Genomic DNA, 17,166 nt, shown 5'->3' with positions numbered 1-17,166 from the left:
CCGCTCAGCCCGAAAGCGGCCATACCAGCAGGATCATCGGTATGGCAGTCAACAGGACCACCATTGAGAGCGGTAGCCCCAGTTTCCAGTAATCACCGAATCGGTAACCACCCGGTCCCAGTACCAGGGTATTCGACTGGTGGCCGATCGGCGTCAAGAAAGCACATGAGGCGCTAACCGCCACCACCATGAGAAACGGGTCCAGCGAGGCATCGAACCCCCTGGCCAGGCTAGCGGCGATAGGTGCCATCAACAGTGCAGCGGCAGCGTTGTTGATCACGTTGGAAAGCACCATCGACAGCAGGAAAAGCCCGACCAGGGTAAAGATGATCGGCAGGTTCTCCCCCAGGCTCAGCATCACTTCGGCTACCAGAGCGGCTCCGCCGCTGGTCTCGAGAGCTTGGCCCACCGGCAGCATGGCGCCCAGCAGCACGATTACCGGGCCATCGATCGCCTGATAGCCATCGCGCAAGGGCAACACGCCGATCAATAGCGATACCAGGGCTGCTCCACTCAAGGCGACGGCAGCAGGCAATAGATCCAGCAGCATGATGGCTATCGCCAGGGCAAAGATGGCGATGGAAGCAATCAGCATACGCGGCCGCCCTAATGTCAGGTCCCGCTTGGCCAGGGGCAGGCAGCCCAAGGTGGCCAGACTATCGGCAATCTCGTTTTCACTGCCCTGGAGCAGCAATACGTCGCCGGTACGAAACTGGATATCGCGCAATCGTTGCTTGAGCCGGCTGCCATCGCGAGCCACTGCCACCAGGTGCAAGCCGAACTGATTGTGCAGGCGCAATTGGCGAACGTTGCGGTTTATCATCATCGAATCGTTGCGAACCACGGCCTCGATCAGTTGCAAGCCTTCGGTATCGATTTCAGTGGCATCGGGCTTTTCCGACTTGGCTTTCTCTTTCTCGCGTTTCTTCTTGGTTTCCCGTTCGGCTTCATCTTCGAGCTCATCAGCCTCGACCGGCTCGGGAATGGCGCTCAGGCCGGCCTTGTCTTCCAGCAGTTTCAGTTCTTCCGGGCCCGCTTCCAGCAACAGGATGTCGCCCTCTTCCAGGGCTCCATGAAAGGCGTAACCGGCTCGTCGATTGTCGTCGCGAACTACCGCCAGCACCGGGATCGTCTCCTCCAGGGCGTCGTGCAACTCGCGCAGCGTCCAGCCCTTGGCCTTGGTATCCTCGCCGACCTTGAGCTCGACAAGGTAATTGGCGGTATCGAACATCTCCTCCGTGGTCGCTTGCGCTTGGCGCCGTGGCGTCAGGCGCCACCCCACCAGCACGATAAAGACCAGGCCTGCGACAGCCACCGTGGCGCCCACGGGAAAGAAACTGAACATGCCGAAGTTCTCGCCGGTCTCGTTGCCACGATATGTTGAAATGATGATGTTGGGAGGCGTTCCGATCAGCGTGGTCAAGCCACCCAGCAGCGAACCGAAGGCCAAGGGCATGAGTAGGATCGAGGGTGAAGTATCGTGCTCGCGGGCAAGGCGTATCGCTACCGGGAGCAATAGGGCCAGCGCTCCGACATTATTCATGAGACCGGAAAGCACCAGGACGGTGCCGGTAAGCACGAGCAGTTGAAGCGTCAGGCGTTCGCCGACTTTCAGTACCTGGTTGGCGATGACATCCACCACGCCTGAGCGCTCGAAGCCCCGGCTGATCACCAGCACCGCCGCTACCGTTATCACCGCCGGGTGACCGAACCCGAGAAAAGCGTCTTCGGCAGGTATCAATCCCAGGGCTACCGAGCTCAATAGCGCTGCCAGAGCCACCAGGTCGTAGCGAAAGCGCCCCCAGATAAATGCCACCAGCGTCAAACCCAGAACAATAAATACCCAAGTACTGTCCGCCAGTGACATTGCCGGCTCCTCGTTGCGATCAAAAGGTAAGCGTGATCAAGACGAGCAGCAAAACAGCCTTGAGCATAAAAATCCAGTGCCGGTCACATCCCGGGCCTCCCGCTGGCAATGCAAGCCGGCCTGGCGCCTCTCGCTCAAGCTTCAGAGCCACCCCGAGGCGGCTCGGAGAAGGGCAGTGGAGCGCTGCCGCGACGCACCTCGAAGACGTTGAGCGTCATCGCCACCAGAGCGTAGTAACCGAACACGCCCACCAATTCGACCACCGCCGGCTCGCCGAAGGTTGCCACGGCCTCGTCGTAGAGCGCCTCGTCGACGCGCCGGGTGGTATAGAGTGACTCACCCAGGCGTACGACCAGCGCTTCGTCGTCGCGTACGAAGTCAGGCTTGCGCCCTTCGCGCAGGGCCTCGATCACGGCCTCGGAGACGCCCGCCTCGCGGGCGATGGGTGCGTGGATCTGCCACTCCGCCTGTGACTGCCACCAGGCGGCGGTGAACAGGATCGCAAGCTCGGTGAGCCGCAGTTCGAGGCGGGTGTCATAGCGACAGAAGGCGCCCAGGCGCTGGGCGTGATCGGCCAATGCCGGGCTGTGAATCCAGGCCAGAAAGGGGCCGTCCAGATTGCCGCGCGGGCCGCTCAGGATGGCGTCCAGCACGCGACGCTGCTCGGGCGCCATGTGCGCCTCGTCGAGGGGCGAGAGACGGGATTCGATGGACATCGGGTGGGCTCCTTTACGGGTGATCGAGAACGGTCTTGAGGGTCGCGTCGAGCTTATCGACGATCTCGTCCAGGTGGTATTCCTCGAGGATGAACGGCGGCGCCAGCAGGATGTGGTCACCCCGCTGACCATCGAGGGTGCCGCCCATCGGGTAGCACATCAGGCCGTGATCCATGGCCGTACGCTTGATGTCGGCATGCAGCTTGCGGGACGGATCGAACGGCGTCTTGTCGGCGCGCTCGGCCACCAGTTCGAGGCCGCGGAACAGCCCTCGCCCGCGGATATCGCCGACATGGGGATGCTCGCCGAAGCGATCCTCGAGCCGCCGTTGCAGTTCATCGCCCAGCCTGCGCACACGGGGCAGCAAGTCGCGGGATTCGATGGCCCGCTGCACCGCCAGCGCCGCGGCACAGGCGGTGGCATGGCCGATGTAGGTGTGGCCGTGCTGGAAGAAACCCGAGCCCTCGGCGATGGCCGCGCGAATCCGCTCGCTGACCAGTGTCGCGCCGATCGGCTGGTAGCCGGCCCCCAGGCCCTTGGCAATGGTCACCAGGTCCGGCGACACGCCCTCCTGCTCGGCGGCGAACAGGCTGCCGGTACGTCCCATGCCGCACATCACCTCATCGAGGATCAACAGGATGCCGTGGCGATCGCAGATCTCGCGCACCCGCTTGAAATAGCCCGGCACGGCGGGCACTGCACCCAGCGTCGCGCCGACCACCGGCTCGGCCACGAAAGCCATCACCCTCTGTGGCCCCAGTCGCTGGATCTCGGCCTCGAGCTCTTGTGCCAACCGCTCCCCATAGGTTTCCGGCGTCTCGCCCGGGGCCTGGCCGCGATAGGCGTAGCAGGGGCTGACATGGCTCACCTCCACCAGCAGCGGCTCGAACTGCCGTCGCCGCCAGGCATTGCCGCCGGTGGCCAAGGCGCCGAGCGTGTTGCCGTGATAGCTCTGGCGCCGCGCGATCAAGTGACGTCGCTCTGGCTCACCGCGCTCGATGAAGTACTGGCGAGCCAGTTTCAGCGCCGCCTCCACCGCCTCGGACCCGCCCGACACGAAGTAGACCGATGACAGCCCTTCCGGTGCGCGCTCGACCAGGAAGTCGGCCAGCGCCTCCATGGGCTCGGTGGTGAAGAAGGAGGTATGTGCATAGGCCAGCTGCCCTACCTGCTCGCGGATCGCCTCGATGACCTCGGCATCGCTGTGCCCCAGACAGGACACCGCGGCGCCACCGCAGGCGTCCAGGTAGCGCCGACCATCGGTATCGATCAGGTACGGGCCCTCGCCGCCCACGGCGGTGGGATAGTGCTGTTTCAAGTGACGGTGGAACACGTGGCTCATGCTGTTCTCCACGAACTTAAGCAAATATAAAATTCATTCTGTATAAAAGGAAATATATTTGCAAATACTTCCAATGCCGGACTGACGACGAACACCTCGAGGGCTACAATGCCCTCCTCGCTCGCCACTCTTTTTGTCACTATTCATGCCACTTTTTGCTTGCCGCCAGGAGCCCGATCCCCGCCATGACGTCCCCCTCGCCCCTCCGACCGGATACCCTCGCGGACCTCGAGCGCCTGCTCGCCGACATCGAGGCGGGAAACGCCTCGCTACGCCTGGGCAAGCGTTCACGGCAGGTGCTGTCGGCGATGATCTCCGCCCCCCAGCAAACCGCCGTCTCGTCGATCAGTGACCTGGCGGAGCGACTGGGGGTCAGTCCGTCGACGCTGTCGCGCCTGGCCCAGCGGCTGGGATTCGACGGTTTCGGGGGGCTGCAGGATGTGTTTCGGCGCCAGGTCACCGAGGGCAAGAGTTTCTACAGCGACCAGGTGTCCCGCTTGCTGGATGGCACGGGCGAGAGTGACGCCCTTGCCCGGCTGGCTCGGCTGGGACGTCAGGAGAGCGCCAATATCGGCGACATGGTGTCGGGAATGGATGGCGAGACCTTCACACGCTGCGCACGGCAATTGGTGGAAGCCCGGCGGGTGAGAATTCACGGCATGCGCCAGTTCGCCTCGCTGGCCTCATTCATGGCCTACGGGCTGGGCATGCTGCGCCCCGATGCGGCGCCGCTCGACGCCATTCGCCATGGGGTCGCGGATGCCCTGGCCCAGCTCGGCGAGGACGACGTGCTGGTGGTGGTGAGCTGCTTTCCCTATACCTCCAGCGTGCTGGCCACCGCCGAGGTAGCTGCCCGACAGGGCATTCACGTCATCGCCCTGACTGATGCCGCCGGCTCGCCGCTGGCCAAGATCGCCCACGACAGCTTCACGGTACCCAGCCACAGTCTGTTCTTCAGCAACAGCATGTGTGCCTTCATGTTACTCGCCGAGGGGCTGCTGAGCGAAGCGGCGAGTCTGATGGGCGATGCGGGCCTGGCTGCCCTCAAACGGCGCGAGCGATTGATCGGCGAGCTCAAGGAATCGCTGTGACTCCAGCCCTGGCCAGGGCCAGCCAGGATCAGAGCACAAAAATGGTGGAGCCAGTGGTCTTTCGGGCCTGGAGCGCATCCTGCGCCTTGCCGGCCTCGGCCAGCGGGTAACGGTGGCTTATATCGATTTTCACCTTGCCGCTTTCGAGCATGTCGAAGTACTCCCGGCACATCATTTCCAGACGCTCACGGGTGTCGGCATAGCCGTTGAGGCTAGGTCGAGTGACGAACAGCGAGCCCTTCTGGTTGAGGATGCCGATATTGACGCCATCCACCGGACCGGACGAGTTACCGAAGCTGACCATCAGCGCACGAGGTTTCAAGCAGTCCAGTGAGGTTTCCCAGGTATCCTTGCCCACCGAATCGTATACCACGTCGCACATTTCGCCGTCGGTGAGCTCGCGCACCCGCTCCACGACATCTTCTTCGGTGTAATTGATGGTCGCCCAGGCGCCATTGGCCATGGCCAGCTCCGCTTTCTCTGGCGAACTGACGGTACCGATCAATTTCACACCCAGCGTCTTGGCCCACTGGCAGGCGATCGAGCCGACACCACCCGCTGCGGCATGAAACAGGATCGTCTCCCCGCCCTTGAGAGGATAGGTCTGGCGCAGCAGGTACTGCACCGTCAAGCCCTTGAGCATGCTGGCGGCGGCGGTCTCGAAATCAATCGACTCCGGCAGTACCACAACCTTCTCCGCCGGCAGGGTGTGATGTTCGGCGTAGGCACCCAGCGGCCCTTGAGCGTAAGCCACCCTGTCGCCTTCCTTTAGATGGGTCACATCTTGACCGACGGCATCCACCACTCCAGCGCCTTCCGTGCCCAGGCCCGAGGGTAGTTGTGGCGCGGGATAGAGGCCAGTACGGAAATAGATGTCGATGAAATTCAGGCCGACCGCCTCGTTACGCACCCGCACTTCGCCGGGGCCGGGTTCCACCGGCGAGGCATCGACGACTTCCAGAACGTCGGAACCGCCGGTGCGAGAAAACTGGATACGTTGGGACATGAGAACACCTGTTGAGTGGCAAGGGATAGCGCAAACCATCCAACCGCGTCATGGCGAAGAAATCAACCATCCGACATACGGCTATCAACCAGCCCGCGCCATCCTCGAAGTGTCATCCCGTCATGCTAGGCTTTCCATCATCCTTTACGTTATTCAAAGCCGAGAGCGCATAAACATGATCCATCCCGCCATTTCGCTACCCCGCTTGATTGCCCATCGCGGTTTTTCCGCCCAAGCGCCGGAGAACACCTTGTCGGCGGTGCGGGCCGCCAAAGAGGCAAATTGCTCCTGGGTCGAGCTGGATGTTCAGCTGCTGGGCGACGGCACACCGGTCATCTGGCATGACGCCGATGTGGCGCGCTGCTCCGATGGGCGCGGCGCCTTGCAAGACTTCAACTGGGCGAGTGCTTCCAAATTGGATGTCGGGAGCTGGTTCGGCGACTCCTTCAACGGCGAGCGTATGGTCCAGTTGAAAACCATGCTGTCATTGCTCGACGAGCTGGACATGGGCGCCAACCTCGAACTCAAGGTCAACAAGGGCCGCGACGCCATCGCTCTCGTGGACCGCGTGATTCCCATGATTCTCGATGCGCTCCCCGCCGAACGCCTGGTCGTGTCGTCGTTCGACTTGAACGCGCTCAAGAGGACCCGCGAATTGGCCGGCCCGGACCGCCTGGCACTGGGTAGCCTGTTTACGAGTCTGCCGCCGGATTGGGCGAAACGATGCCAGGCGGTGACGGCCTATAGCATTCACGTGCATTGGCCGCGATTGAAACGTGCCCAGGCCCAGGCAATGCGAGAAGCCGGTTACCAGGTGCTATGCTACACCGTGAACGACCCGAGCGCTTTCGAACCCCACTGGGCATGGGGAATCAAGAGCGCTATCACCGATGTCCCGGCGAGTTTCCAGCGCTTTCTCGGTGACGAGACCACACAGTGACGTCAATCAGTCAATGTCCTGGTTCAGCCCAAGCCATCGAGGTGCCTTATGGTTAGCGCAACGATTCCTCTCAACCCCACCGTCGAGAAAGTCACTCGTCGCATCGCGGCCCGCTCCGCCGAGCGGCGGGCACTCTACGAGCGGCGCATGGAGGAACAGCACCGCCGTGGCGTACACCGGGCCGAACTCTCCTGCGGCAACCTGGCCCACGGTTTTGCCGCTTGCGGCGCAGATGACAAGAACAGCCTCAAGCTGATGAATAGCGCCAACCTGGGCATCGTCTCCGCCTATAACGACATGCTTTCGGCGCATCAACCACTGGAGAGTTTTCCGGCCATCATCAAGCAAGCCGCCCGCGCCATGGGCTCCACCGCCCAGTTCGCCGGCGGAGTTCCCGCCATGTGCGACGGCGTGACCCAAGGCCAGCCGGGCATGGAACTGTCACTCTTCTCCCGCGATGTGATCGCCATGGCGACTGCCGTGGCTCTTTCCCACAACATGTTCGATGCCGCCCTTTATCTGGGAGTGTGTGACAAGATCGTGCCCGGCTTGTTTATCGGGGCGGCTCGCTTCGGCCATTTGCCAGCGCTGTTCGTTCCCGGCGGCCCTATGGAAAGCGGCTTGCCCAACAAGGAGAAAGCGCGCATTCGCCAGCTCTACGCCGAAGGCAAGGTCGGCCGGGAAGAGCTGCTGGAAGCGGAGTCCCAGTCCTACCATAGCCCCGGCACCTGCACCTTCTACGGTACCGCCAACTCCAACCAGCTGATGATGGAAATCATGGGACTGCATCTACCGGGAGCGTCCTTCATCAACCCCGGCACGGCGATGCGCGAAGCTTTGACCCGCTACGCCGCGGAGCAGGCCGTGCGCAACAGCCAACCCGGCGGCGACTACCGGCCGTTCTATCGCCAGGTGGATGCCCGTGCCATCGTCAACGCCATGGTCGGTCTGCTGGCCTCGGGCGGCTCCACCAACCATACCCTGCACCTGGTGGCGATGGCGGCGGCGGCTGGCCTGACCATCGACTGGGATGACTTCACCGCCCTATCCGCGGTGGTGCCGAGCTTGACGCGTATCTACCCCAACGGCCAGGCGGACGTAAACCATTTTCAAGCTGCCGGCGGCATGAGTCTGCTGATTCGCGAACTGCTGGGCTCGGGCCTGATCCACGGCGATATTCCCACCGTTTTCGGTACCGACCTCAGCGCCTACACTCAAGAGCCGTTTCTGCAGGACGACAAGCTGGTCTGGCGCGAGGGACCGCAACAGAGCCTGGATACCGGGGTACTTCGTCCGGTAAGCGCGCCCTTCGCTGCCACCGGCGGATTGACCGTGCTCGACGGCAATCTGGGTCGCGGTATCATCAAGATTTCCGCCGTGGACGAGGCGCATCGCGTGGTGGAAGCGCCGGTAAAGCTCTTCGAAGACCAGAACCAGCTCCAGGCGGCCTTCGACGCCGGCGAGCTCGATCGCGACGTCATCGTGGTGGTGCGCTTCCAGGGCCCTAAGGCCAACGGCATGCCCGAACTGCACAAGCTCACCCCCTACCTGGGCGTACTGCAGGATCGCGGTTTCAAGGTCGCCCTGGTCACCGACGGGCGCATGTCGGGCGCCTCCGGCAAGGTTCCGGCGGCGATCCACGTCACGCCGGAAGCCGTCAATGGGGGCCCACTGGCCAAGCTAAGAGAGGGGGATGTCATTCATCTGGATGCCAATACAGGCGAGCTGAATGCCAAGGTGTCCGCCGACGAGTGGGCGAATCGCAAGGCTGCAGACGCCCATTTGGCGCATTACCACAGCGGCCTGGGTCGAGAGCTCTTCGGCGGCTTCCGCCATCTCGCCGCGGACGCCGAGGAAGGTGCCGGGGTGTTCGGGGGCTTCGAGGCCGAGGTGCTAACCCTGGAGCTGGAAAAGATCGCTCAGGAGGATCAATGACCCGCCTGGCTCTGATCGGCGATATCGGTGGGACCAACGCCCGCTTCGCCCTGGTCACACCGGGCGAGGCCGAGCCGCGGCACGTTCACACTCTGCCGAGCGCCGACTACCCCGGCCCGGTGGAGGCGGCACGCGACTATCTGGCCCTCGTCGGACTGAACGCCGACGACGCGCCGCGGGAGGCGTGCCTCGCCTTTGCCTGCCCCGTCGATGGCGACCGGATGAGCATGACCAACGGCCCCTGGGCCTTCTCCCGCCGGGCGGTCCAGCAGACGCTGGGCCTGTCGCGCTTCAAGGCGATCAACGACTTCACCGCCCAGGCCCTGGGCGTGACATGCCTTGCGCCCGGTGACATCATCGCGGTGAAACCCGGCAAGGCGAAGCCCGACGCCGTCCAACTGGCGTTTGGCCCCGGCACCGGGCTCGGCGTGGCCGGGCTTTTTCCCGGCCGCCACTGGCACCTGCTGCCAAGCGAAGGTGGCCACGTAGCCTTCGCCGCCACCGACGCGCACGAGCACGGCCTGCTGCGCCACTTCCAGAGGCGCTACGATCGGGTCTCGGTGGAGCGCATCCTCAGCGGCCCGGGGCTGCTCGAACTCTACCTGGCCCACTGCTCGCTGGCGGGCACCCCGCCTCGCTGTGCGTTCCCCGCCGAGGTCACCGTGGCCGCCGATGAAGGCGACGCCTTAGCCCGTGAAACCCTGCTGCGCTTTCTCAAGATCCTCGGCGATATCTGCGGCGACGCCGCCCTGACCCTCGGCGCCCGTGGTGGTGTCACCCTGTGCGGAGGAATCCTGCCGCGGCTGCGCGACTGGCTACCAAAAAGCCGCTTCGCCGTGGCCTTTGCCGCCAAGGGGCGCATGAGTGCCTATACCGCCGCCATCCCGGTGCGCCTGGCCGTCTCCCCCTGGACGGGGTTGCTGGGTGCCGCCGCGGCCTTGCGCAATCCCCAGATCCATTGACTGAGCGGCGGCCCGGCGCCCCTGTACCTGCTGGGCATTACCCTGAGGCGGACAGAGCTGAGTGGGAACTTATAACAGTACAATAGCTATACGAAATCGCCAAAAAAGCTTTACAAAACCACTACAAAAGACTGATAGTCTGGCTTCTTATGAAGCCAAGACAGGTCAGCTTTCATGCGTAACAACGGCCCCACGACCCAGAAAGAATTTTCGCTGCGGGACGACGACGTCCTGATCTCCAAGACCGACCCTCGTAGCTACATCACCTACGCCAACCGTCGTTTCATGGAGATCAGCGGCTTCGACTACGACGAGCTGCTGGACTCACCCCACAACCTGGTCCGCCATCCCGACATGCCGCCCAGCGTCTTCGCCGACATGTGGCGCGACCTGCAGGCGGGCCGCTACTGGTCGGGGCTGGTCAAGAACCGGCGCAAGAACGGCGACCACTACTGGGTGCGCGCCAACGTGGTGCCGATTCGCGAGAGTGGAGAGCTTCAGGGCTTTGCCTCGATCCGGGTCAAGGCGGGGGCCGAGGAGATCGCCCACGTCGAGGAGGTCTATCGCGACATCCGCGAGGGCGGCGGCCGCTACGGGGTCAGGCACGGCAAGCCCTACCGCCGCGGACTACTCCACGGCCTGGCCCGTCTCGACCGCCATGGCCTGCAGACGCGCACCGCTCTCGTCAGCAGCGCCATGCTGCTGGCCACGGCCAGCATCGGCATGGCGGCGGCGTGGCGGCTCCACGACGTCGCACCCGATGCCGCGCTGTGGCTGGGCGGGGCGGGTGTGGTCGGCGGCGCGCTCATGGCGACGCTCAACTGGCGGGCCGGCGAGGCGACCCGGCGCTCGCTGCAGCGGGCCAATGACTTCGCCCTGCAGGTGGCGGCCGGCAACCTCAAGGCGGAGCTGCCGGCGCTGGGCCGGGGCGAGCTGAGCCAGATGCTGGGTTCGCTGAACTTCATGCGCCGCTCACTGGAGGGGCTGATCGGCGATGTCAGTGGTCGCGTCGGAGTGGTGAGCCCCGCGGTGAGCGGGCTTATGCGCAACAACGAGGCCATGGCCGGCCGCCTCGAGCAGCAGGCCGCCTCAGTGCAGCAGACCGCCGCCAGCGCCGAGCAGATCAGCGCCACGGTGAGCCAGAGCGCCGCGCACGCGCGGCAGGCCAGCCAGGCCACGGTGGGCAACGTCGCGGAGGTGGACCAGGCGGCACGGACCATGCAGGCGCTGGCCGCGTCGATGCAGGCCATCACTCGCCAGGCGGAGAACATGGCCGGCATCGTCGGCACCATCGACTCCATCGCCTTCCAGACCAACATTCTGGCACTCAACGCCTCCGTCGAGGCGGCCAGGGCCGGCGAGCACGGCCGCGGCTTCGCCGTGGTAGCCCAGGAGGTGCGCAAGCTGGCCAGCCAGTCGGCGGACGCCGCCCACCAGGTGCAGGGGCTGATCGGCCGCGCCCGCGACGAGATCGAGCAGGGACAAGAGCACACCGGCGAGGCGGAGGCCGCCATGCAGCGCATCCGCGACGCCAGCCACCGGGTCAACGACCTGATGCGCGACATCAGCACCGCCACGACCGAGCAAAGCGAGGGCATCGGTCAGATCAGCCAGGCCATCGGCGAGATCGACCGGGCCACCCAGGCCAGCGCCGGCAGCATGCACGACTATCGGGCGGCTACCGCCTCGTTGAACGCGGAGGTGGAGGCACTGTCCCACAGCGCCCTGGCGTTCCTCTCCCGGCCCGCCGCCACGGCCGGCTCACTGACGGCGCCGCGCACGCCCGCCGGGCCGACTCCCCACGCGGCACGGCGAGACCTTCCCCCCTCGCCACGCAGACACAGCGTCGTCGCGCCGACGGAGCAAAGCGAGGCGTGTTAACGTCGCGCAGCAACCTCAAAGATGGAATCGCTGCGCCGCCTGACGTGCCAATTCGCGGATTCCATCCCAGTCTTCCGCTTCCACCATGTCCTTGGGGGTCAGCCAGGAGCCACCGACGCACATCACGTTGGGCAGCGAAAGATATTCCCCGGCGTTGTCCATGGAAATACCGCCGGTGGGACAAAAGCGCGCTTCGGGAATCGGCGCCCCGAAAGCCTTGAGCGCCTTGGCGCCGCCGCTGGATTCCGCCGGGAAGAACTTGAACCGGCGATAGCCATACTGCCAGCCGGTCATCAGCTCGGATACGGTGGCAACTCCCGGCAGCATGGGCACCGGACTACCGACCCCATGGCGATAAAGGGCTTCGGTAGCCCCCGGCGTCACCACGAAATCCGCGCCGACCTGCTCGGCCTGGCGGTACTGGGCGGGAGTCAGCACTGTGCCTACGCCGATGCTGGCGGCAGGAAGCGCATCGCGCAGCCGCTTGACGGCTTCGAGCGCACACTCGGTTCGCAAGGTGATCTCCAGCACACTCAAACCGCCCTCCACCAATGCCCGACACATCGGCACGGCATCTTCCAGGCGCTGGATGGTAATCACCGGAATGATCTGCGCCTTCAAACAGATGCTGTCGAGTTCCGCGGTACGCGTGGAAGGGAGTTGTTTATCCAATGTCATGCTCAAGGTTCTCCGAAATCGTCAGGGGGCCCAGTAAATTGCCAACGGACAAGATAAAAAGGCCCGGATAGGTAGCTTGCGCACATCATCACCGGTCAGGGCTCTGGCCAGCACTTGGCGCTTGTCCTCTCCGGTGATGTGCAGAAAATGCCGGCGCGCCTGATGCAAGCGTGCCGCGCTCAAGGTAATGCGCGGCTGTGGCTGGCTGGGAGTGCGTACCGCCACCAACGCATCGTCGGACGCCAACGCCAGTTCCAGCTCACGGCTATCGGGAAAAAGAGACGCCGTATGGCCATCGGCACCCATGCCCAGGACTACGACCGAAGCAGGCCAGGCAAGTGTTTCGACTTGCTGGCAAAGCGTGTCCACGCCCTCCTCGGGCGTGCCGTCCGCGGTGGTCAAGGCGAAGAAGGTGGCACTTTCGGCCTGTGCCTGCAGCAGGTGTTCACGCACCAGACGCGCATTGCTGTCGGAGTCGACTTCACTCACCCAGCGCTCGTCAGCCAGGGTGATATCGACGCGCTCCCACGGTAGCTGCTGCACTGCCAGCGCCTGGAAGAACGCCACGGGAGTCGAGCCTCCCGAAACCACCAGCAATACGCGCTGCCGAGTGACCAGGTCGCTTCTCAGGGCTTCCGCAACGGCTTCGGCCAGTTGCTCGGCAAGTTGCCGACGCGCTTCGCTCATGATTACCTCCCTAGCGGCTTTGGTGTGATACCGCTCAGTAGTCTTCGTACCAGCTGCGGCCATCTTGGGTGATCATGGCGATAGACGCCACCGGCCCCCAGGAACCGGCGGGATACCGCCGGGGTGGCTCCTCACGCGCTTCCCATTCGGCAATCAAGTGGTCACACCAGCGCCAGGCATGTTCCACTTCATCGCGACGGACAAACAGGTACTGCTGCCCTTTCATGGCTTCCAGCAGCAGGCGCTCATAGGCGTCGGGTATGCGGGACTTGGAAAACGCGTCGTTGAAATCGAGATGCAGCGGACCGGGACGCAAGCGCATACCCTTGTCCAGCCCACTATCCTTGGTCAGCACCTGCAAGGCGATCCCTTCCTCCGGCTGCAGGCGGATGATCAACTTGTTGGTCGCCAGTCCGCGCTGGTCGGGGTCGAAGATATAGTGAGGCTGCTGGCGAAAGTGGATGACGATCTGCGAGAGTTTCTCGGGCATGCGTTTACCGGTACGCAGATAGAACGGCACCCCGGCCCAGCGCCAGTTGGCCACTTCGGTCTTCATCGCCACGAAGGTCTCGGTACGGCTTTCGGTATTGGCGCCCTCTTCTTCCAAGTAACCGGGGACATTCTTGCCGCCGCTGTTGCCGACCGTATATTGACCGCGCACCACATCACGGCCCAGCGCTTCGCCGGTAAATGGCTTGAGGGCCTTGAGCACCTTGACCTTCTCGTCGCGGATGGCGTCGGCATCCAGGTTGGACGGCGGTTCCATGGCGATAAGACACAACAACTGCAGCAGGTGATTCTGTACCATGTCGCGCAACTGGCCCGCCTGGTCGAAATACCCCCAGCGCCCTTCGATTCCCACCTTCTCGGCGACGGTGATTTCGACATGGGAAATGTGATTCTGATTCCATTGCGTCCCGAACAGCGGGTTGGCAAAGCGCAGCGCAATCAGGTTCTGTACCGTCTCCTTACCCAGGTAATGATCGATACGATAGATCCGCGACTCCGGAAAGACATCGCCGATGGCGTCGTTGATATCGGCGGAGGACTCCAGGTCATGGCCGATGGGTTTTTCTACCACCACCCGACAGGATTCATCCAGGCTATCGCTGCGTTGCAGATGCCGACAGATATCGCCGTAAAGCGACGCGCCTACCGCCAGATAGATCACCAAGGGTGATGGGCGTCTTGTTTCGCGCCATTGGCGAATGGCGTTATAGCCTTCCGTCTGGGTGAAGTCGAGGCGCACGTAATCCAGCCGGGCAAGAAAACGCTCGAGCACAGTATCGTCCAATTCCACGGGCTTGGTATAGCGCGTGAGCGTAGTTCTGACTTGTTCCTTGAACGCGTCGAGCTCCAGATTCTGCCTGGCCAGTCCCAGCAATCGCGTGTCGTCAGCCAGCAGGCCTTCACGGTCCAGATGGTAAAGCGCGGGTAAAAGCTTACGCTGGGAAAGATCTCCCAGCGCGCCGAATAGCGCCAGATCGACGGTTTCCTGAATTTCCTGGGTTTTCGCCCCCGAAGCGTTGCGATGGCTCATAGCCTTACCTTGCCCCATCAAATTTCACTCTAGCGAATCAGAATGCGCCAATTGACGTTTTTTTTGAACCCGGCCAGTCTTTCAACTGTGGTCGGGCTGTTGCAACTATGTACTGCCTAAGCTGGGATCGCGCGACCCGTAACACACCAGCCATCAATCAGGAGAAACGGCATGGCACCACGAGTGAACTATGGGCCTGACGATGCCCTGCTAGTCATTGACATGCAAAACGATTTTTGTGAAGGCGGCGCGCTCGCCGTGACCGGCGGAGCCGCCTTGGTGCCGGGCATCAACGACCAGATCCAGGCGGCCAAAGAAGCCGGCGCGTTGATAGTGGCATCGCGTGATTGGCATCCGGTGGACCATGTCAGTTTCACGCACCGAGGAGGAAACTGGCCGGTTCACTGTGTTCAGGATACCCCCGGCGCCGCCTTTCACCTGGGGCTCGCCCTGCCCAACGATGCGATACGGGTCAGCAAGGCCACGGCATTCGATCGTGACGCTTACTCCGCTTTCGATGGCACCGGCCTCGGTGGCTATCTCAGGGAGAAAGGGATAAAACGGGTCATACTGTGCGGGCTGGCGCTGGATGTCTGTGTGCAGGAAACCGCGCTGGAGGCCCGCCGGGAAGGATTCGCCACACTATTGCTTTCTGCCCTGAGCGAGCCGGTCTACAGCGAAGCCCGAGAGGCCTGCTACCAGAACCTGCAGAATGCCGATATCGAGATCGTCGCTTGAGTCCCGCACCAGGTCATGACCAACCGCCAGCTGCCGGCATGAATACCGGCTTTCCGAAGATTTCGCCCTGGTGAAGCCGCTGACCGTAAAGCCGCTCCAGGGCGTCGAGGGTCAGCATGGCGTCTTGCGGCCCCCAGCACGCCTCGCCATCGGGGTAAAGCAATAGTAGATTGTCGCACCAGCGAGCCGCGAGATTGACGTCATGTAGACACATCACCACCGCGCACCCCGCTTTGGCCTGGCGGTGGAGAAGTTGCATGGCGGCGGTCTGGTGCTGCAGGTCGAGATGATTGCTCGGCTCGTCGGCCAGCCATACCTCGGGGTTCTGCGCCAGTACCGTGGCGAATGCCAGGCGCTGGCGTTCTCCACCAGAAAGCGTGGTGACCAGGCGGTGGGCCAGGTGCTGGATACCCAATTGGCGCAAGGCGTCGTGTACAGCCTGGAGGTCGTTGTCCCCTTCCCGTTGCCACAGGGAAAGAAAGGGATGGCGCCCCATCAAGGCCGTCTCGCGAACCGTAGCGGGAAAGCCATCGTGGCGCTCCTGAAATACCACGCCCAGGCGCTGGGCCACCTGTCGCCGGCGCCAATCGGTCATGGCCTTGCCATCCAGCCACACGCTTCCCGAGCAAGGTTCACGCAACCCCGCCAGCGTGTGCAACAAGGTGGTCTTGCCCGCCCCGTTGGGGCCGAGTACCCCCCAGATTTGTCCAGGCTCGAAGGCGATATCCAGCGCCCTGCCCTCACTACGCTCAGGAATATCGATTACCAGACCACACGCCTCCAGCAGACCCATCAGCGACTCCGATAGAGCAGATAGAGAAAAGTCGGCACCCCCAGAAGCGCCGTAATCACGCCGACCGGCAACTGCTCGGGAGCGATGACGGTACGGGCCATTGTGTCCGCCAGCACCAGGAAGGTCCCGCCGGCCAGCGCACAGGCAGGAAGCAGCATGCGCTGATCGTTACCCCACACCAGGCGCAGCATATGCGGCACCACCAGGCCCACGAAACCGATGCTGCCCGCTGTGCTCACTGCCATTGCGGTAAGCAATGCCGCCACGACGTAGATCAACCATTCCAGGGGTTTTACCGCGACCCCCAGCGCTGCCGCCTGCAGCGGGCCACGCGCCAGGACGTTCAAGCTGCGCCCCAGGGGTATGCCCGCCAGGCAAACCAGCCCCAGCAGGACGAGGGCGGACCAGGGAGAGCCGGCATGGGAAAGATCGCCCATCATCCAGTAAAGCATGCCGGGCAACCGCTCCATCGGGCTTACCGCCAGCAACAGCGTGATCACCGCGCCCCAGCCCGAAGCCACCACCACACCCGTCAACAGCAGTCGCGAGGGCGACCAGCTACCGGTGCCGTGGGCCAGGCCGAAAACCAACAGGGTCGACAGCATGGCACCGACAAAGGCGGAGCCCGAGACAAGCATGCTGCCAAGCCCTGCCAGCATAGCGGCCATTGCTCCCACCGCCGCTCCCCCCGAAAGCCCCAGCACGTAGGGGTCGGCCAATGGGTTGCGCAGCAGTACCTGCATCAATGCCCCGGCGACCGCCAGTAGCCCGCCGGTGGCGAAAGCGGAGAGCGAACGCGGCAGGCGCAGTTCCAGAACCAACAGCTGGGTAAGTGGCTCGGCACGGCCTTGCAACAGCGCCATCCATTCGCTGCTGGAGATCGTCATGCTGCCGATAGCCAGGGACACCATCAGAGCTATCATCGCGGCGATCGACAATATCAGCAGAGTGGGAAACAGCGGTCGTGTCATGCAGAGCTCGGTATGAGGG

At 63.5% G+C, this 17,166-nt stretch carries 15 protein-coding genes; 6 read left to right on the top strand and 9 right to left on the bottom strand.

Annotation, left to right across the window (positions count from 1 at the left end; all coding sequences use genetic code 11):
- Positions 1-4: 4 nt before the first annotated feature.
- The 3 genes from R5M92_RS03260 to R5M92_RS03250 form a co-directional block, all read right to left on the bottom strand.
- Positions 5-1,867: an SLC13 family permease gene (locus R5M92_RS03260; protein ID WP_346797824.1), complete on the bottom strand. Its 1,863-nt coding sequence runs from the start codon at positions 1,865-1,867 to the stop codon at positions 5-7.
- A 134-nt stretch (positions 1,868-2,001) separates the two neighbouring features.
- Positions 2,002-2,583, bottom strand: a complete 582-nt coding sequence (locus R5M92_RS03255; RefSeq protein ID WP_346797823.1) for a carboxymuconolactone decarboxylase family protein — start codon at positions 2,581-2,583, stop codon at positions 2,002-2,004.
- Between the two features lie 13 nt (positions 2,584-2,596).
- On the bottom strand, positions 2,597-3,925 hold the full coding sequence (locus tag R5M92_RS03250) for an aspartate aminotransferase family protein (RefSeq protein WP_346797821.1): 1,329 nt from the start codon (positions 3,923-3,925) through the stop codon (positions 2,597-2,599).
- Positions 3,926-4,110: 185 nt separating this feature from the next.
- Here R5M92_RS03250 and R5M92_RS03245 point away from each other — a divergent pair, with 185 nt between their 5' ends.
- Positions 4,111-5,016, top strand: a complete 906-nt coding sequence (locus R5M92_RS03245; protein WP_346797820.1) for a MurR/RpiR family transcriptional regulator — start codon at positions 4,111-4,113, stop codon at positions 5,014-5,016.
- Between the two features lie 28 nt (positions 5,017-5,044).
- On the opposite strand, the gene R5M92_RS03240 is transcribed toward R5M92_RS03245, so the two are convergent.
- Positions 5,045-6,022: an NADPH:quinone reductase gene (locus R5M92_RS03240; RefSeq protein WP_346797818.1), complete on the bottom strand. Its 978-nt coding sequence runs from the start codon at positions 6,020-6,022 to the stop codon at positions 5,045-5,047.
- A 175-nt stretch (positions 6,023-6,197) separates the two neighbouring features.
- On the opposite strand from R5M92_RS03240, the gene R5M92_RS03235 reads away from it, so the two are divergent.
- The 4 genes from R5M92_RS03235 to R5M92_RS03220 all read left to right on the top strand — a co-directional run bounded on the left by R5M92_RS03235 (position 6,198) and on the right by R5M92_RS03220 (position 11,740).
- Complete coding sequence (locus tag R5M92_RS03235; RefSeq protein ID WP_346799224.1) at positions 6,198-6,962, top strand: glycerophosphodiester phosphodiesterase family protein; 765 nt, start codon at positions 6,198-6,200, stop codon at positions 6,960-6,962.
- Between the two features lie 48 nt (positions 6,963-7,010).
- Complete coding sequence (gene edd / locus R5M92_RS03230) at positions 7,011-8,897, top strand: phosphogluconate dehydratase (protein WP_346797816.1); 1,887 nt, start codon at positions 7,011-7,013, stop codon at positions 8,895-8,897.
- The gene (gene glk / locus R5M92_RS03225) at positions 8,894-9,859 is read left to right on the top strand and encodes a glucokinase (RefSeq protein WP_346797814.1); all 966 of its coding nucleotides are present in this window, start codon (positions 8,894-8,896) and stop codon (positions 9,857-9,859) included. The genes edd and glk overlap by 4 nt, the downstream gene beginning before the upstream one ends.
- 174 nt (positions 9,860-10,033) lie before the next feature.
- Entirely contained in the window at positions 10,034-11,740 is a 1,707-nt protein-coding gene (locus R5M92_RS03220) for a methyl-accepting chemotaxis protein (protein WP_346797812.1), read from the top strand.
- Positions 11,741-11,755: 15 nt separating this feature from the next.
- On the opposite strand, the gene R5M92_RS03215 is transcribed toward R5M92_RS03220, so the two are convergent.
- The 3 genes from R5M92_RS03215 to zwf are packed head-to-tail and all read right to left on the bottom strand — an operon-like array spanning position 11,756 to position 14,645.
- The gene (locus R5M92_RS03215; protein WP_346797811.1) at positions 11,756-12,418 is read right to left on the bottom strand and encodes a bifunctional 4-hydroxy-2-oxoglutarate aldolase/2-dehydro-3-deoxy-phosphogluconate aldolase; all 663 of its coding nucleotides are present in this window, start codon (positions 12,416-12,418) and stop codon (positions 11,756-11,758) included.
- Between the two features lie 21 nt (positions 12,419-12,439).
- Positions 12,440-13,105: a 6-phosphogluconolactonase gene (pgl, locus tag R5M92_RS03210; RefSeq protein ID WP_346797809.1), complete on the bottom strand. Its 666-nt coding sequence runs from the start codon at positions 13,103-13,105 to the stop codon at positions 12,440-12,442.
- A 34-nt stretch (positions 13,106-13,139) separates the two neighbouring features.
- A complete protein-coding gene (zwf, locus tag R5M92_RS03205; protein ID WP_346797807.1) occupies positions 13,140-14,645 on the bottom strand; it encodes a glucose-6-phosphate dehydrogenase in 1,506 nt (501 codons plus the stop codon).
- A 171-nt stretch (positions 14,646-14,816) separates the two neighbouring features.
- Between zwf and R5M92_RS03200 the strand changes: the two genes are divergently transcribed.
- Positions 14,817-15,383, top strand: a complete 567-nt coding sequence (locus tag R5M92_RS03200) for an isochorismatase family protein (RefSeq protein ID WP_346797805.1) — start codon at positions 14,817-14,819, stop codon at positions 15,381-15,383.
- Between the two features lie 13 nt (positions 15,384-15,396).
- On the opposite strand, the gene R5M92_RS03195 is transcribed toward R5M92_RS03200, so the two are convergent.
- Positions 15,397-16,176 (bottom strand): ABC transporter ATP-binding protein, encoded by a 780-nt coding sequence (locus tag R5M92_RS03195; protein WP_346797803.1) that lies wholly within the window; start codon positions 16,174-16,176, stop codon positions 15,397-15,399.
- The gene (locus R5M92_RS03190) at positions 16,176-17,147 is read right to left on the bottom strand and encodes an iron ABC transporter permease (protein WP_346797801.1); all 972 of its coding nucleotides are present in this window, start codon (positions 17,145-17,147) and stop codon (positions 16,176-16,178) included. Before R5M92_RS03190 ends, R5M92_RS03195 begins: the two co-directional genes overlap by 1 nt.
- Positions 17,148-17,166 lie beyond the last annotated feature (19 nt).

Source organism: Halomonas sp. Bachu 37 (genome assembly GCF_039691755.1).
Lineage (GTDB): Bacteria > Pseudomonadota > Gammaproteobacteria > Pseudomonadales > Halomonadaceae > Vreelandella > Vreelandella kashgarensis.
This window is presented reverse-complemented; position numbering and strand designations above follow the sequence as displayed.

What these genes read in the sequence shown, in the direction of transcription:
- R5M92_RS03260 (WP_346797824.1), bottom strand. Translation starts at nt 1,867, where the DNA reads ATGTCACTGGCGGACAGTACTTGGGTATTTATTGTTCTGGGTTTGACG.
- R5M92_RS03255 (WP_346797823.1), bottom strand. Translation starts at nt 2,583, where the DNA reads ATGTCCATCGAATCCCGTCTCTCGCCCCTCGACGAGGCGCACATGGCG.
- R5M92_RS03250 (WP_346797821.1), bottom strand. Translation starts at nt 3,925, where the DNA reads ATGAGCCACGTGTTCCACCGTCACTTGAAACAGCACTATCCCACCGCC.
- R5M92_RS03245 (WP_346797820.1), top strand. Translation starts at nt 4,111, where the DNA reads ATGACGTCCCCCTCGCCCCTCCGACCGGATACCCTCGCGGACCTCGAG.
- R5M92_RS03240 (WP_346797818.1), bottom strand. Translation starts at nt 6,022, where the DNA reads ATGTCCCAACGTATCCAGTTTTCTCGCACCGGCGGTTCCGACGTTCTG.
- R5M92_RS03235 (WP_346799224.1), top strand. Translation starts at nt 6,198, where the DNA reads ATGATCCATCCCGCCATTTCGCTACCCCGCTTGATTGCCCATCGCGGT.
- edd (WP_346797816.1), top strand. Translation starts at nt 7,011, where the DNA reads ATGGTTAGCGCAACGATTCCTCTCAACCCCACCGTCGAGAAAGTCACT.
- glk (WP_346797814.1), top strand. Translation starts at nt 8,894, where the DNA reads ATGACCCGCCTGGCTCTGATCGGCGATATCGGTGGGACCAACGCCCGC.
- R5M92_RS03220 (WP_346797812.1), top strand. Translation starts at nt 10,034, where the DNA reads ATGCGTAACAACGGCCCCACGACCCAGAAAGAATTTTCGCTGCGGGAC.
- R5M92_RS03215 (WP_346797811.1), bottom strand. Translation starts at nt 12,418, where the DNA reads ATGACATTGGATAAACAACTCCCTTCCACGCGTACCGCGGAACTCGAC.
- pgl (WP_346797809.1), bottom strand. Translation starts at nt 13,105, where the DNA reads ATGAGCGAAGCGCGTCGGCAACTTGCCGAGCAACTGGCCGAAGCCGTT.
- zwf (WP_346797807.1), bottom strand. Translation starts at nt 14,645, where the DNA reads ATGAGCCATCGCAACGCTTCGGGGGCGAAAACCCAGGAAATTCAGGAA.
- R5M92_RS03200 (WP_346797805.1), top strand. Translation starts at nt 14,817, where the DNA reads ATGGCACCACGAGTGAACTATGGGCCTGACGATGCCCTGCTAGTCATT.
- R5M92_RS03195 (WP_346797803.1), bottom strand. Translation starts at nt 16,176, where the DNA reads ATGGGTCTGCTGGAGGCGTGTGGTCTGGTAATCGATATTCCTGAGCGT.
- R5M92_RS03190 (WP_346797801.1), bottom strand. Translation starts at nt 17,147, where the DNA reads ATGACACGACCGCTGTTTCCCACTCTGCTGATATTGTCGATCGCCGCG.